Raw genomic sequence first — 13,848 nt, forward strand, 5'->3', positions numbered from 1 at the left:
TATCTGCTGTTCAAGAACTCCACCGTGACCAGCGGCTACGGGATCGCGCCGCGCCAGCTGCGCGTCATCGATTCAACCCTCCGCGGCGTCGAGCACGCGCCGCTTGCGTTCAAGGGCTCGTGGACGACGCAGCAGGTGGATGTCAGCGGCAGCGCGCTTGTCGGCTCCGGGCCGGTCTTCGCCGAATGGCCGCCCGAAAGTCTGACCATCGGCCGTGACGGCGTGAGCTGGGACGGCCGGCGGCTGACGGTCGCCGCGCTGTCCTCCTCGTCCGATGGGAAGATCTGGGGCCGCGCCGCCTGGGAAGGCGCGATCGTCTACGCCGACGCGGTGCGGTCGCCGAACTGGGGCATCATCACCGACATCACCGGCGAGGGCGATTCCATGTATTTCGACATCGACTGGAAAGCCGGCCCTGGCCCGACGGCGGGGACCCGGCTCTTCGTGCCGAGGCTGCACGACGTGGCCGTCAGGGCCTCGCATGCCACGCCGGGGCTGTCATGGAACGATACCGATGCCGGCCGTCAGCTCACGCCTGGCGGCAACTGGCCATTTCCGGAGGACTATCCAGCGGACCTGTCGGGCTTCTAGGACAGCGGCAGGTGTTGGCCGGGCATCGCCAGCCGCACTCAGGTGCCAATCTCGTTCCCGGTCCAGCGCGCCTGAGCCCGTCCTCACCTGGGTCATGGGGCACTTCGGCAGCCCAGGCCGAAAATCGACAGACGGCTGCCCCGGACCGGTTCCCCTGCCGACTGCGAGATCAGACGCCGTAGGTGGACGCCGGATATCCGGCCGAGAACACACGAGACGCGATCGTCGGAATCGTCTGCTCCGATGCGAAGTTGAAGCCGTTGAACGTCGTGGGCGTGACTGCGACGCAGTCATCGTCGACGAACACCTGCGCATGCGGCTCATATAGACGTTCTCCCCGGCACCTGGTGGAGAGCCGTTCAACCACATGGCGCTCTACAGAATCGCAGTGTGGTCGGAATTGCGGGCGATCGAGGTGATGTAACCATTGCGGCCAGAAAGGTTGCCGACATGGACCGGGCGCCCCTCGAACGCGGTGGACATCACCGATGGGCCGCCAGTTCGGGGATCGAGAGAGGACGGTCACCCGAACGGAGGAGAGAGTGGTCGTACCCGGCTCCGCCGATTTCCCGCGAAAGCAGTAATCCAGAAGCAACTAGGATGTATGTTATGTTGCAAATGGTAATTTATTGCCGATCCCTGCAGAAATGAGAATTCATTGCAGACCCATATCTGCAATATAATTTCTCTTTTTGCCCGTCCGTGTGCGGTTCCGAATGCCTGAATAGCATCCCCTTTTATTGTGCACACTGGTGCAAACAGTCGATGCCGCGGCGATGCACACGCTCATTCGCCGGAGTTTTGGCTCCGTGAGCATCATTGCCACGCGCTAACAAGAATGGGGTGGCTAATGAATATCGATGCAAAGCGCTTGGCCAGGGCCGTCTTGAAGCGCGTGGCTTCCTATCGATTTAATCGATTTCACGCGTTGCAAGCCCGATCCGTGCTTAGGACACTTGAGAAAAGGTACGGTAAGACGAACCCGGCACATATCAAGCTCGCAAATGCCTATGCGCGCGATGTGCTGGGGCACGCGCGCTATGCTCCATGGCTTTACGTCTACTCGGCAGTGTCCGGGGTGTTCAAGGAAGGCTGGATCCCGGACAACTATTACGGCAGCGTCGTGGTGCCGGCAATCACGGGCGGATATGGCAAGGTGTCTGACTTCAGGTGCCTGCAGAGAACGATATTTCAGAGCGCTGCTTTTCCCGATATCGTGTATTTCGTAAATGGCCTGTTCCTCACTCCCGACAACATCGCGGTCGCACCGCACAGCGTCAAACACCTGCTTTTCGCCAGTCGCGATGAAATTGTTTTTAAGGTCGACAATTCGCTCCAGGGTGCGGGCATTTTCTTTTTCCGTCGTAACAACTTTGATTTGAAAAAGATGGAAGCGCTTGGCAACGGTGTCTTTCAGGAGCGGATCGTCCAGCATGAGGCGCTGAATCGTTTCGCGCCTGGCTCGGTGGCGACGCTGCGCATGACCACGGCCGTAGACGACAACGGGCAGATCGCGCTCCGGGCCTGCTACCTGCGTCTGGGGCGAGCGGACGATACACACGTACAATCGAAGAATCACGTTCGCGTCGCGGTGGACCTGTCGAGTGGCGAACTTGCGCGTGAGGGCTATCTGGCGAACTGGCTGACGGTTCCAGCCCACCCCGACACAAACGTCGAGTTCTCAGGCACCCGGATTCCGGCTTTCGCCAAATGTGTCTCGATGGTGCTCGCGCATCACCGCAACATCCCGCTGACACGCAGCGTCGGCTGGGACGTCGCGATCGGTCGCGACGAAGCGGTGAAGCTGATGGAGTGGAACGCGTTGCACAACGACATCAAGTTCAGTGAGGCCACGCAAGGGCCGTGTTTCACTGATCTGCGCTGGGACAGGTTTGCGCGCGAATGATGCCCGTGCTCGACCCTGGTCGGCGGCAGCGGCGACGCGTCGACTGCATTAGCCGTCCCTATGAGGTATCAATGGCGGATCGCCCGATTCTGCCGGGCCGCCCCTGATTGTCGCCGCGGAGCCGCACTGCCGCCATGCCACACGCCGATTTCGTCCATCTGCGCGTGCACAGCGCCTATTCCCTCTCGGAAGGGGCGATCAAGACCAAGGAGCTGGTCGGGATCTGCAAGAAGATGCAGATGCCGGCCGTGGCGGTCACCGACACCGGCAACCTGTTCGGCGCGCTGGAATTCTCCTTCGCGGCCAAGGACTACGGCATCCAGCCGATCATCGGCACCATCCTCAGCATCACCCGGGCGGAGACGGAATCGGGCGCCCGCGTCGGCGGCCCGGCCATCGCCGAGCCGGACTGCCTGGTGCTGCTGGCCCAGAACGAGACCGGCTACGAGAACCTGATGGCGCTGACCAGCCGCGCCTATCTGGAGACCGAGCAGGGACTGGCGCCGCAACTCGCACTGGAAGCGCTGGAAGGCCACACCGAGGGCGTCATCGCCCTGACCGGCGGGCCGAAGGGCCCGGTCGGCCGCCTCCTGCTGGCCGAGCATCCGGAGCGGGCGCTGGCCACGCTGCGCTATTTGAAGACGCTGTTCCCCGGCCGGCTCTATGTCGAGCTGATGCGCCACGGGATGGAGGAGGAGGACCGGATCGAGGCCGGGCTGATCGACCTCGCTTATCAGGAGGATGTGCCCCTCGTCGCCACCAACGACTGCTTCTTCGCCACCGAGGACATGTACGAGGCGCATGACGCACTGCTGTGCATCGCCGACGGCACCTATGTGGTCGAGGCCAACCGCCGGCGGGTGACGCGCGACCACCGTTTCCGCCCGGCCGAGGAGATGCGCCAGCTCTTCGCCGACCTGCCGGAGGCGGTCGACAACACGCTGGTGATCGCCCGGCGCTGCGCCTTCATGCCGAAGAAGCGGGCGCCGATCCTGCCCGCCTTCTCCAGTGAGGCCGGCCGCAGCGAGGCGGAGGAGCTGCGGGCCCAGGCGCATGAAGGCTTGGCGCGGCGGCTGGAGGCGCATGTCTACAAGCCGGAGATGACGCCGGAGGAGCGCGAGGCGGTACGGGAGAAATACGTCGCCCGGCTCGACTACGAGCTCGACGTCATCGAGAAGATGGGGTTCCCGGGCTACTTCCTGATCGTCTCGGACTTCATCAAATGGGCCAAGGCGCACGACATCCCGGTCGGTCCCGGCCGCGGCTCGGGTGCCGGCTCGGCCGTCGCCTGGGCGCTGACCATCACCGACCTCGACCCGCTGCGCTTCGGCCTGCTGTTCGAGCGGTTCCTGAACCCCGAGCGCGTGTCGATGCCGGACTTCGACATCGACTTCTGCCAGGACCGGCGCGACGAGGTGATCTCCTATGTCCGCGACCGCTACGGGCACGACCGGGTGGCGCAGATCATCACCTTCGGTAAGCTGCAGGCCCGCGCCGTGCTGCGCGACGTCGGCCGCGTGCTGCAGATGCCGTACGGCCAGGTCGACCGCATCTGCAAGCTGGTGCCGAACAACCCGGCCAACCCGGTCACCCTGGCCCAGGCGATCGAGGGCGAGCCGGCGCTGCAGCAGGAGCGCGACAACGACCCCCAGGTGCGCCACCTGATCGACCTGGCGATGAAGCTGGAAGGGCTGTACCGCCACGCCTCGACCCACGCCGCCGGCGTGGTGATCGGCGACCGGCCGCTGCACCAGCTGGTGGCGCTGTACCGAGACCCGCGCTCGCCGATCCCGGCCACCCAGTTCAACATGAAGTATGTCGAGCAGGCCGGGCTGGTGAAGTTCGACTTCCTCGGCCTGAAGACCCTGACGGTGCTGCGCACGGCCGAGAACCTCTTGAAGGCCAGCGGCGTCGACATCGACCTGGCGCGGATCCCGCTCGACGATCCCACGACATACACCATGCTCGGCCGGGCGGAATCGACCGGCGTGTTCCAGCTGGAAAGCTCGGGCATGCGCGACGTGCTGCGCCGGATGAAGCCGAACCGGGTCGAGGACATCATCGCGCTGGTGGCCCTCTACCGCCCCGGCCCGATGGACAACATCCCGACCTACATCGAGGTCAAGAACGGCACCAAGGCGCCAGACTACCTCCACCCCTCGCTGCAGCCGATCCTGGAAGAGACCTACGGCATCATGGTCTATCAGGAGCAGGTGATGCAGGTGGCGCAGACGCTGGCGGGCTACTCGCTCGGCGGCGCCGATCTCCTCCGCCGCGCCATGGGCAAGAAGATCAAGGAGGAGATGGACGCCCAGAAGAAGACCTTCGTCGAAGGCGCATCCGCGCGCGGCGTGCCGGAAGGGCAGGCGGCCAACATCTTCGACCAGGTCGAGAAGTTCGCAGGCTACGGCTTCAACAAGTCGCACGCCGCCGCCTACGCCATCGTCGCCTACCAGACCGCCTATCTGAAGGCCAACCACCCGGTCGAGTTCCTGGCGGCGTCGATGACGCTCGACCTCGGCAACACCGACAAGCTGAACGTCTTCCGGCAGGAGCTGGGGCGGCTCGGCATCAAGCTGCTGATCCCGGACATCAACAAGTCCGACGCCGTCTTCGCGGTCGAGGTGCTGCCGGACGGCAAGAAGGCGATCCGCTACGCCCTCGGCGCGATCAAGGGCGTGGGGCCGGAGGCGATGCGCAGCCTGGTGGCGGAGCGCGAGCGCGGCGGGCCGTTCAAGGACCTGTTCGACCTGGCCCGGCGGCTCGACCTCAAGCTGCTGAACAAGCGCCAGCTCGAGAACCTGGCCCGCGCCGGCGCCTTCGACTCGCTCGACAACAACCGCGCCCGCGTCGTCGCCTCCTTCGAGACGCTGCTGCGCTACGCCCACACCGTGGCGGCGGAGCGCGAGAGCGGCCAGATCGGCCTGTTCGGCGGCCCGTCGGGCGGCGAGCTGAGCACGCCGCCGCTGCCGAACATCCCGGACTGGGATTCGATGGAACGGCTGAAGCAGGAGTTCGATGCCGTCGGCTTCTACCTCTCGGCCCATCCGCTCGACACCTACAACACCAAGCGGCTCGGTTCGGTGCGCTCGGCCGAGATCGGGCAGAAGGCGCGGCTCGGCCACACCCAGATCCGCCTCGCCGGCATCCTGATGGCGAAGCGGGAGATGACGACCAAGACCGGCAACCGAATGTGCTTCGGCACCTTCTCCGACGCCAGCGGCGTGTTCGAGGTCACCTTCTTCGCCGAGACCCTGGCCACGGCCCGGCAGATCCTCGAGGTCGGCGCCGCCCTGGCGATGTCGGTGGAGATCCAGAGCCGCGGCGAGGAGATGCGGCTGACCGCGATGTCGGTCGAGCCGATCGACCAGGCCCTGGCCCGCAGCGCCGCGCGCTTCGTGATCTATGTCGAAGGCGTGCAGGCGGTGCAGCCGCTGCACAGCCTGCTCGACCGCGAGGGGCCGGGCCGCTGCAAGGTCAACCTGCAACTCCTCCTGTCGCCGACCGAGGAGGTCGAGATCGAGCTGCCCGGCGCCTACGCCATCGGCGGCCGGGCCAAGGGGGCGCTGAAATCGGTGCCGGGCGTGCTCGGGGTCGAGGAGTTCTGACGGCTCGGACCTGTTGTCGCGCCCCTTGTTGCCGCGCCCGGCCTGCGCTTGAGTGGAGGCGTCGCGGAGAAACGAGGACCGGCAGGCATGGTCGAGACCGCAGCGGAGATGGCGGCGCCGGCCGGGCCGCCGAGCCTGGGGCAGATCTTCCTGGCCTTCGGCAAGATCGGGCTGACCAGCTTCGGCGGCGGCCTGAGCGGCTGGATGCTGCGGGAGTTCGTGCAGAACCGGCGCTGGATCAGCGAGGCCGACTTCCTGAACGGCCTCGCCCTGGCCCAGGCCTTTCCGGGCGTGAACGTCGTCAACCTGTCGCTCTGGATCGGCTTCCGGCTGCGCGGCGGGCCGGGGGCGCTGGCCGGCGTGCTCGGCATGGTGATCCCGGCGATGCTGGTCGCCATCGCCGCCGTGGCCGCCTTCGGCGAGGTGGCGCACTACCAGTCGGTGCATCTGGCGCTGGCCGGCGCTGCGGCGGCCGCCATCGGGCTGTCGCTGCAGATGGGCGTGCGCGCGGCGCGGCGGGCGGCCCGGTCGGCCGTGCCGGTCGCGATCATCGTCGCGACCTTCCTGGCGATCGGCGTGCTGCGCCTGCCGCTGCTGCCCGTGATCGCCGCAATGGCGCCGCTCAGCATCGGCCATGCCGCCTGGCGGCAGCGGAGGAGCTGATGGACAGCATCCTGCTGCGGCTGCTGATCGTCTTCGTCCCGCTGTCCTTCCTCAGCGTCGGCGGCGGCCAGAGCATCATTGCCGACATCCACCGCCAGTCGGTCGGCGTCTATGGCTGGATGACCGACGCGCGCTTCCTCGACCTGTTCGGCCTGTCGCGGATGACGCCGGGGCCGGGATCGCTGCTGGTGACGCTGGTCGGCTGGCAGGCCGCCGGCTGGGCCGGGGCGCTGGTGGCGACGGCGGCGATCTTCGTCCCGTCCTCGCTGCCGGTGTACGGGCTGGCGCGGCTGTGGGCGCGGTACCGCGGGGCGCCGTGGCAGCGCGCGGTCGAGGCGGGGCTGGCGCCGGTCGCCGCCGGCATGGTGCTGGCGGCCTCCTTCACCCTGCTGCAGGCGGCGGAGGGCGGGGTGCTGGCCTGGGCCACGGCCGTCATCTCCTGCCTCGCCCTGCTGTTCACCCGGGTCAGCCCCTTCCTGCTGCTGGGATCCGGAGCGGTGCTGTTCCTGCTGGTCCGGCCGTAGGCAGGGCTTGCGGCGTCGCGCCGCCATGGCCAAATGCTGCGACTTGCGCTACAAGCGCGACCGGACCCGGGCGCCGAGGGCTGCGCCGCGGGCGTTTTTTGTTGGAAGACGCTGTGTTGCGCACCGAAACCCGCGGCATGGGCCTGGCGCTGATCGCGATGATCGCCGTCGTGGTCGCCTCGAACTACCTGGTCCAGTTCCCGATCAACGACTGGCTGACCTGGGGTGCTTTCACCTATCCGGTCACCTTCCTGGTCACCGACCTGACCAATCGCTTCTTCGGTCCGCGCCGCGCCCGCCAGGTGGCCTATGTCGGCTTCGCGCTGGCCGTGGTGCTGTCGGTCTGGCTGGCCGACTGGCGCATCGCCGCCGCCTCCGGCACCGCCTTCCTGGTCGGTCAGCTGCTGGACATCCACATCTTCGACCGGCTGCGCCGCGCCGCCTGGTGGCGCGCGCCCTTCATCGGTTCGGCCCTCGGCTCGGTGGTCGACACCGCGATCTTCTTCACCGTCGCCTTCGCCGGCACCGGCCTGCCGATCGTGACCCTGATGGCCGGCGACCTGACGGTGAAGCTGGCCTGCGCCTTGCTGTTCCTGGCGCCGTTCCGGGCACTGATGAACGTCGTCATGCCGATGCCGGCGCTGCAGAACGGCTGATCCCGCCTCGTGATGCGTGTCGACGAGTTCGATTTCCACCTGCCGCGGCAGCTGATCGCCGAACGGCCGGCCGAGCCGCGCGATGCCGCCCGGATGCTGGAGGTCGCGGCCGATGGCCTCGCCGACCGGCAGGTGCGCGACCTGCCGGGCCGGCTTGAGGCCGGCGACCTGCTGGTGGTCAACGACACCCGCGTCATCCCGGCGCGGCTGCACGGCAAGCGCGACCTGGCGGGGATCGAGATCATGCTGCACCAGCCGGCGCAGGAGGGGCGCTGGCGCGCCTTCGCCCGCCCGGCCAAGAAGCTGAAGCCCGGCGATGTCGTGCGCTTCGCCGACGACTTCGCCGCCACCGTCGTCGCCAAAGGCGAGGCCGGCGAGGTCGAGGTTGCCTTCGACGACCCGGCCGGCCTGGCCGACAAGCTGCGCCGCTACGGCGAGGTGCCGCTGCCGCCCTATATCGCCCGCCCGGACGGGCCGGATGAGCGCGACCGCGAGGACTACCAGACCGTCTTCGCCCGGCATGACGGCGCCGTGGCTGCGCCGACCGCGGGGCTGCATTTCACCCCGCCTCTCCTGGATGCGCTGGCGGCGCGCGGCGTCGACACGGTCCGCCTGACCCTGCATGTCGGCGCCGGCACCTTCCTGCCGGTGAAGAGCGAGACGGTCGAGGGCCATGTCATGCATGCCGAGCGCGGCGTGCTGAGCCCCGAGGTCGCCGACCGGATCAACGCCGTGCGCGCCGCCGGCGGCCGCATCGTCGCGGTCGGCACCACCAGCCTGCGCCTGCTGGAGAGCGCGGCGGCGGACGGCACGGTGCGCCCGTTCGACGGCAGCACCGACATCTTCATCACCCCGGGCTACCGCTTCCGCGCCGTCGACCTGCTGCTGACGAATTTCCACCTGCCGCGGTCGACCCTGTTCATGCTGGTCTGCGCCTTCTCCGGCATGGCGCGCATGAAGCGGGCCTATGCCCATGCCATCGCCGCGGGCTACCGTTTCTACTCCTATGGCGACGCCTGCCTGCTGCACCGTTCGGACAAAGATGACTGAGTTCCGCTTCGAGACCCTGGCCCGTGACGGCGCCGCCCGCAGAGGCCGCCTGTACACCGCCCACGGCGTGGTCGAGACCCCGACCTTCATGCCGGTCGGCACCGCCGCGACGGTGAAGGCGATGCGGCCAGAGGAGGTAGCGGCCACCGGCGCGCAGATCGTGCTGGGCAACACCTACCACCTGATGCTGCGCCCGGGGGCGGAGCGGGTGGCGCGCCTCGGCGGCCTTCACCGCTTCATGAACTGGCCCGGCCCGATCCTGACCGATTCCGGCGGCTTTCAGGTGATGTCGCTGTCGCAGCTGCGGCGCATGGACAAGGATGGCGTGACCTTCCGCTCGCATCTCGACGGCAGCGAGCACCGGCTGACGCCGGCGCGGTCGACCGAGATCCAGCACCTGCTGGACTCCACCATCACCATGGCCTTCGACGAATGCACGCCGTTTCCGGCGGAGCCGGAGGTCGCGGCCAGCTCGATGCGCCTGTCGATGGACTGGGCGAAGCGCTCGCGCGACGCCTTCGTCGCCCGGCCCGGCTACGGCCAGTTCGGCATCGTCCAGGGCAGCGTCTACCCCGACCTCCGGCTCGAATCCGCCGCGGCGCTGACCGCGATCGGCTTCGAGGGCTACGCCATCGGCGGACTGGCGGTGGGCGAGGGGCAGGAGCGGATGTTTGCCGCCCTCGACGTCACCACGCCGGCGCTGCCGCACGACCGGCCGCGCTATCTGATGGGAGTGGGCAAGCCCTCCGACATCGTCGGTTCGGTCCTGCGCGGCGTCGACATGTTCGACTGCGTGCTGCCGACCCGCTCCGGCCGCACCGGCCAGGCCTTCACCCGCCGCGGCACGGTCAACCTGCGCAACGCCCGGCACCAGGACGACGAGCGGCCGCTGGACGAATCCTGCCGCTGCCCCGCTTGCCGCCAGTACAGCCGCGCCTATCTGCACCATCTGGTGCGCAGCGAGGAGGTGCTGGGGCTGATGCTGCTGACCCACCACAACCTGACCTATTATCAGGACCTGATGGCCGGCCTGCGCGACGCCATCGAAGCCGGCACGCTGAACGCCTTCGCCGCCGCCTTCGAGGCGGAGCAGGCGCTGGGCGACATCCCGGCCCTCTGAGGAGACGATCATGGCCCGCAAGGCGAAAGCGCAGGCGCAGGGGACCGAGGCCCTCACCCAGCTCGGCCAGCCGACGGCGCTGCCCGCGTCGCCCGAGGAGGCGGTTCTGGAAACGGTGCCGAACCCGCGGCCGAAGCAGCTCTACCTGGTGCGCTTCACCGCGCCGGAGTTCACCTCGTTGTGCCCGATCACCGGCCAGCCGGACTTCGCGCATCTGGTGATCGACTACGCTCCGGCGGCGAAGATCGTCGAAAGCAAGTCGCTGAAGCTGTTCCTCGGCTCCTTCCGCAACCACGGCGCCTTCCATGAGGACTGCACCGTCTATGTGGCGGAGCGGCTGATCCAGGCGATGAAGCCGCGCTGGCTGCGCATCGGCGGCTATTGGTACCCGCGCGGCGGCATCCCGATCGACGTGTTCTACCAGAGCGGGCCGGCGCCCGAAGGCCTCTGGCTGCCCGACCAGGGCGTGCCGCCCTATCGCGGACGGGGATGAGCGGCGGGGCCGACATCAAGGACCGCATCCGGGCCGAAGCCCATGCCCTCGGCTTCGACAGCGTGGGCTTCGCCGCAGCGACGCCCGACCCGAGATTGAAGGAGCGGCTGGAGCTCTTCCTCGCCGAAGGCCAGCACGGCGACATGGGCTGGATGGAAACCCATGCCGACCGCCGCGCCGACCCGCAGACCCTGTGGCCCGGCGCCCGCACCGTGCTGTCGATCGGCCTGAACTACGGCCCGGCCGAGGACCCGCTGCCGCTGCTGCGGGAGCGGGAGAGGGGGGTGATCTCGGTCTATGCCCAGGGCCGCGACTACCACGACGTGGTCAAGAAGAAGCTCAAGGCGCTGGGCGGCTGGATCCACCGCACCTTCAGGATCGAGCTGAAGGTCTTCGTCGACACCGCGCCGGTGATGGAGAAGCCGCTGGCGATGCGCGCCGGGATCGGCTGGCAGGGCAAGCACACCAACCTGGTCTCGCGCGACTGGGGCTCCTGGCTGTTCCTGGGCGAGATCTACCTGGCGCTGGAGCTGCCGCCGGACACGCCGGAGCGCGACCGCTGCGGCTCCTGCCATGCCTGCCTCGACATCTGCCCGACCGCGGCCTTTCCGGCGCCTTACAGGCTCGACGCCCGGCGCTGCATCTCCTACCTCACCATCGAGCACAAGGGGCCGATCCCGCGCGAGCTGCGGCCCCTGATCGGCAACCGCATCTATGGCTGCGACGACTGCCTGGCGGTCTGCCCCTGGAACAAGTTCGCCGCCGCCGGACGCGAGGCGGCGCTGGCGCCGCGGCCGGGGTTGACCGGCCCGGCCCTGGCTTCGCTGCTCGGCTTCGACGATGCCGGCTTCCGCGCCGCCTTCTCCGGCTCGCCGATCAAGCGCATCGGCCGCGACCGCTTCCTGCGCAACGTGCTGGTCGCCATCGGCAACAGCGGCGATGCCGGCCTGGCGCCGGCGGTCGAATCGCTCCTGGACGACGCCTCGCCTTTGGTGCGCGGTGCCGCGGTCTGGGCCCTGGGCCGGCTGCTCGGCCCCGACGGGCTGCGCCGGCTGGCAGCCGTGCGCGCCGAGGATCCGGAGGCGCAGGTGCGCGAGGAGTGGCAGGCCGGGCTGCAGGCAGCCGCCTGATACAAGTGCGCATAGCTCGCCCGCGGCGGCTGGCAAAGGCTGGCAGCCGCGGCGGAAGCGCGGTAGAAGGCGCGTTTTCCTGTTACGCTCCGGACCATGACCCCCTCCGCCCGCATCCAGGCCACGATCGACATTCTCGAGCGCATCGCCGCCGAGAACCGCCCCGCCGACGCCGTGGTCTCGGCCTATTTCCGCACCCGCCGCTTCATCGGCTCGAAGGACCGCAGCGAGATCGCCGGCCGCGTCTACGCCGTGCTGCGCCACCACGCCCGGCTGGGCTGGTGGCTGGACCGGGCCGGGGCCGAGGACACGCCGCGCAACCGGGTGATCGCCGAGCTGACCCTGGCCGAAGGCGTCGCGGTCAAGGACATGGGCCGCCTGTTCTCCGGTGACACCTACGCGCCGATCCCGCTCGACAAGCCGGAGGAGGCGCTGGTCAAGGCCACGGCCGGCCAGCCGCTCGACCATCCCGAGATGCCGAAGCCGGTGCGCAGCGAGATCCCGGACTGGGCCGCGGCCTCGCTGGAGGCGAATTTCGGCGACCGCTACGAGGCCGAGGTGGCGGCGCTGCTGGACCAGGCGCCGCTCGACTTGCGGGTCAACGAGCTGCGCGGCAGCCGCGACGAGGTGCTGCAGACGCTGGCCGCCGGCAAGCTGTCGGTCGAGCCGACGCCGCTGTCGCCGCTCGGCATCCGGGTCAAGGGCCGGCCGCAGCTCGGCCGTCATCCGGCCTTCCAGTCCGGCCTGATCGAGGTGCAGGACGAGGGCTCGCAGCTGATCGCCCTCCTGGTCGACGCCCGGCCGGGGCAGCAGGTGGTCGACTTCTGCTCCGGCGCCGGCGGCAAGGCGCTGGCCCTCGCCGCGCGGATGCGGGGCAAGGGCAGGGTGGTGGCCTGCGACGTCTCCAAGGGCCGGCTCGACCGCGGCAAGGAGCGGCTGCGCCGCGCCGGCATCGACAATGTCGAGCCCAAGCTGCTGGAGAACGAGCGCGACCGCTGGGTGAAGAAGCAGCGCGGCAAGTTCGACCGGGTGCTGATCGACGCGCCCTGCAGCGGCACCGGCGCCTGGCGCCGCAACCCCGACGCGCGCTGGCGGCCGATTGACCTCGACCGGCTGCTCGGCGTCCAGCGCGAGATCCTGGACAGCGCCGCCCGCCTGGCCAAGCCCGACGGCGGCCGGGTGATCTACGCCACCTGCTCGCTGCTGCGCGAGGAGAACGAGGCGCAGGTCGAGGCTTTCCTCGCCGCCCACCCCGACTACCGGCTGGTGCCGGTCGAGGAGGTGTGGGCCGAGGCGGTGGGCACCGGCCCGGCGCCGACCGCCGGCATGCTGCGCCTGTCGCCCGCGGCCAACGGCACCGACGGCTTCTTCGTCGCGGTGCTGGAGCGCGGGCCGAAAGCCGAGGCGGCCGACGCCGCCGGCGCGGAGGAGGCATGATCCGCCGCGCGGTCCTGGCCGACGCGCCGGTGATCGCGCGGATCCATGTCCAGGCCTGGCAGGAGACCTATCGCGGCCTGGTCCCGGACGAATACCTGGACAGCATGACCGTGGCCCAGCGCGAGCGCGGCCATGAGCGCCAGCTGGCGCATGAGGACGGCACCGCGACCTTCCTCGCCCTCGATCCGACGCCGGCCGGCGGGTCGGTGCCGGTCGGCTTCGCCTATTGCGGCCGGGCCCGTGGTGCGCCGGGGTACGGCTGGGGTGAGATCTACGCGCTCTACCTGCTCGACCGGGCCAAGGGGAAGGGGCACGGACGGGCGCTGATGGCGGCGGCCTCGGACTGGTTCGCCGATCGCGGCATGATGCCGTTCATGCTCTGGGCCCTGACCGCCAATTTCCGCGCCACCGGCTTCTACCGCCATCTCGGCGGCGAACCCTATGCCGACCGGCTGGAGCGCTTCGGCGGCGCCGTTCTGGCCGAGAGCGCTTTCCGCTTCGACCGGCGCATCCTTCCGGCGCCGCAACGCTGAGACCATGGCCTTGGGAGATCCGTCATGGCGAGCCCCGAAGGGGCGTGGCCATCCAGGGCCGCTTGCATCGGCCTCTGGATCGCCGCGTCGCTTCGCTCCTCGCGATGACGATGGGTGGTGGTCTTGAGCCGATGAGA

The 13,848-nt window shown here is 68.9% G+C and carries 13 protein-coding genes; 12 read left to right on the forward strand and 1 reads right to left on the reverse strand.

Annotated elements, in window-relative coordinates; genetic code table 11:
• On the forward strand, positions 1 to 591 hold a 591-nt coding region (locus G537_RS38550; RefSeq protein WP_034852133.1), incomplete at its 5' end, for a hypothetical protein.
• A gap of 169 nt (positions 592 to 760) precedes the next feature.
• Here the strand turns inward: G537_RS38550 and G537_RS43700 are convergent.
• Positions 761 to 898 (reverse strand): hypothetical protein, encoded by a 138-nt coding sequence (locus tag G537_RS43700; RefSeq protein ID WP_155888648.1) that lies wholly within the window; start codon positions 896 to 898, stop codon positions 761 to 763.
• A gap of 543 nt (positions 899 to 1,441) precedes the next feature.
• On the opposite strand from G537_RS43700, the gene G537_RS0117815 reads away from it, so the two are divergent.
• The 11 genes from G537_RS0117815 (at position 1,442) to G537_RS38560 (ending at position 13,711) form a co-directional block, all read left to right on the forward strand.
• Positions 1,442 to 2,497: a sugar-transfer associated ATP-grasp domain-containing protein gene (locus G537_RS0117815; RefSeq protein WP_211230421.1), complete on the forward strand. Its 1,056-nt coding sequence runs from the start codon at positions 1,442 to 1,444 to the stop codon at positions 2,495 to 2,497.
• A gap of 134 nt (positions 2,498 to 2,631) precedes the next feature.
• Positions 2,632 to 6,105: a DNA polymerase III subunit alpha gene (gene dnaE / locus G537_RS0117820; protein WP_026871277.1), complete on the forward strand. Its 3,474-nt coding sequence runs from the start codon at positions 2,632 to 2,634 to the stop codon at positions 6,103 to 6,105.
• An 87-nt stretch (positions 6,106 to 6,192) separates the two neighbouring features.
• Positions 6,193 to 6,768 (forward strand): chromate transporter, encoded by a 576-nt coding sequence (locus tag G537_RS0117825; RefSeq protein WP_211230422.1) that lies wholly within the window; start codon positions 6,193 to 6,195, stop codon positions 6,766 to 6,768.
• A complete protein-coding gene (locus tag G537_RS0117830) occupies positions 6,768 to 7,292 on the forward strand; it encodes a chromate transporter (protein ID WP_026871279.1) in 525 nt (174 codons plus the stop codon). Before G537_RS0117825 ends, G537_RS0117830 begins: the two co-directional genes overlap by 1 nt.
• 116 nt (positions 7,293 to 7,408) lie before the next feature.
• Positions 7,409 to 7,948 (forward strand): VUT family protein, encoded by a 540-nt coding sequence (locus tag G537_RS0117835; protein ID WP_342665219.1) that lies wholly within the window; start codon positions 7,409 to 7,411, stop codon positions 7,946 to 7,948.
• 12 nt (positions 7,949 to 7,960) lie between these two features.
• Positions 7,961 to 8,998: a tRNA preQ1(34) S-adenosylmethionine ribosyltransferase-isomerase QueA gene (gene queA / locus G537_RS0117840; protein WP_026871281.1), complete on the forward strand. Its 1,038-nt coding sequence runs from the start codon at positions 7,961 to 7,963 to the stop codon at positions 8,996 to 8,998.
• Positions 8,991 to 10,118 carry a tRNA guanosine(34) transglycosylase Tgt gene (gene tgt, locus G537_RS0117845; RefSeq protein WP_026871282.1) on the forward strand — a complete coding sequence of 376 codons (1,128 nt, stop codon included), beginning with the start codon at positions 8,991 to 8,993 and terminating at the stop codon, positions 10,116 to 10,118. The genes queA and tgt overlap by 8 nt, the downstream gene beginning before the upstream one ends.
• A gap of 10 nt (positions 10,119 to 10,128) precedes the next feature.
• Positions 10,129 to 10,611 (forward strand): preQ(1) synthase, encoded by a 483-nt coding sequence (gene queF / locus G537_RS0117850; RefSeq protein ID WP_026871283.1) that lies wholly within the window; start codon positions 10,129 to 10,131, stop codon positions 10,609 to 10,611.
• Positions 10,608 to 11,741: a tRNA epoxyqueuosine(34) reductase QueG gene (gene queG / locus G537_RS38555; protein ID WP_034852135.1), complete on the forward strand. Its 1,134-nt coding sequence runs from the start codon at positions 10,608 to 10,610 to the stop codon at positions 11,739 to 11,741. Before queF ends, queG begins: the two co-directional genes overlap by 4 nt.
• Before the next feature lie 96 nt (positions 11,742 to 11,837).
• Entirely contained in the window at positions 11,838 to 13,178 is a 1,341-nt protein-coding gene (locus G537_RS0117860) for an RsmB/NOP family class I SAM-dependent RNA methyltransferase (RefSeq protein ID WP_026871284.1), read from the forward strand.
• On the forward strand, positions 13,175 to 13,711 hold the full coding sequence (locus tag G537_RS38560) for a GNAT family N-acetyltransferase (protein ID WP_034852136.1): 537 nt from the start codon (positions 13,175 to 13,177) through the stop codon (positions 13,709 to 13,711). The genes G537_RS0117860 and G537_RS38560 overlap by 4 nt, the downstream gene beginning before the upstream one ends.
• Positions 13,712 to 13,848: the final 137 nt, after the last annotated feature.

The organism is Inquilinus limosus DSM 16000 (genome assembly GCF_000423185.1).
In the GTDB taxonomy this organism is placed as follows: domain Bacteria; phylum Pseudomonadota; class Alphaproteobacteria; order DSM-16000; family Inquilinaceae; genus Inquilinus; species Inquilinus limosus.

Bases quoted from the DNA above. Each gene is read 5' to 3' on its own strand.
- G537_RS0117830 (WP_026871279.1), top strand. From the start codon at position 6,768: ATGGACAGCATCCTGCTGCGGCTGCTGATCGTCTTCGTCCCGCTGTCC.
- G537_RS0117815 (WP_211230421.1), top strand. From the start codon at position 1,442: ATGAATATCGATGCAAAGCGCTTGGCCAGGGCCGTCTTGAAGCGCGTG.
- dnaE (WP_026871277.1), top strand. From the start codon at position 2,632: ATGCCACACGCCGATTTCGTCCATCTGCGCGTGCACAGCGCCTATTCC.
- queG (WP_034852135.1), top strand. From the start codon at position 10,608: ATGAGCGGCGGGGCCGACATCAAGGACCGCATCCGGGCCGAAGCCCAT.
- G537_RS0117825 (WP_211230422.1), top strand. From the start codon at position 6,193: ATGGTCGAGACCGCAGCGGAGATGGCGGCGCCGGCCGGGCCGCCGAGC.
- queF (WP_026871283.1), top strand. From the start codon at position 10,129: ATGGCCCGCAAGGCGAAAGCGCAGGCGCAGGGGACCGAGGCCCTCACC.
- G537_RS38560 (WP_034852136.1), top strand. From the start codon at position 13,175: ATGATCCGCCGCGCGGTCCTGGCCGACGCGCCGGTGATCGCGCGGATC.
- tgt (WP_026871282.1), top strand. From the start codon at position 8,991: ATGACTGAGTTCCGCTTCGAGACCCTGGCCCGTGACGGCGCCGCCCGC.
- queA (WP_026871281.1), top strand. From the start codon at position 7,961: ATGCGTGTCGACGAGTTCGATTTCCACCTGCCGCGGCAGCTGATCGCC.
- G537_RS0117860 (WP_026871284.1), top strand. From the start codon at position 11,838: ATGACCCCCTCCGCCCGCATCCAGGCCACGATCGACATTCTCGAGCGC.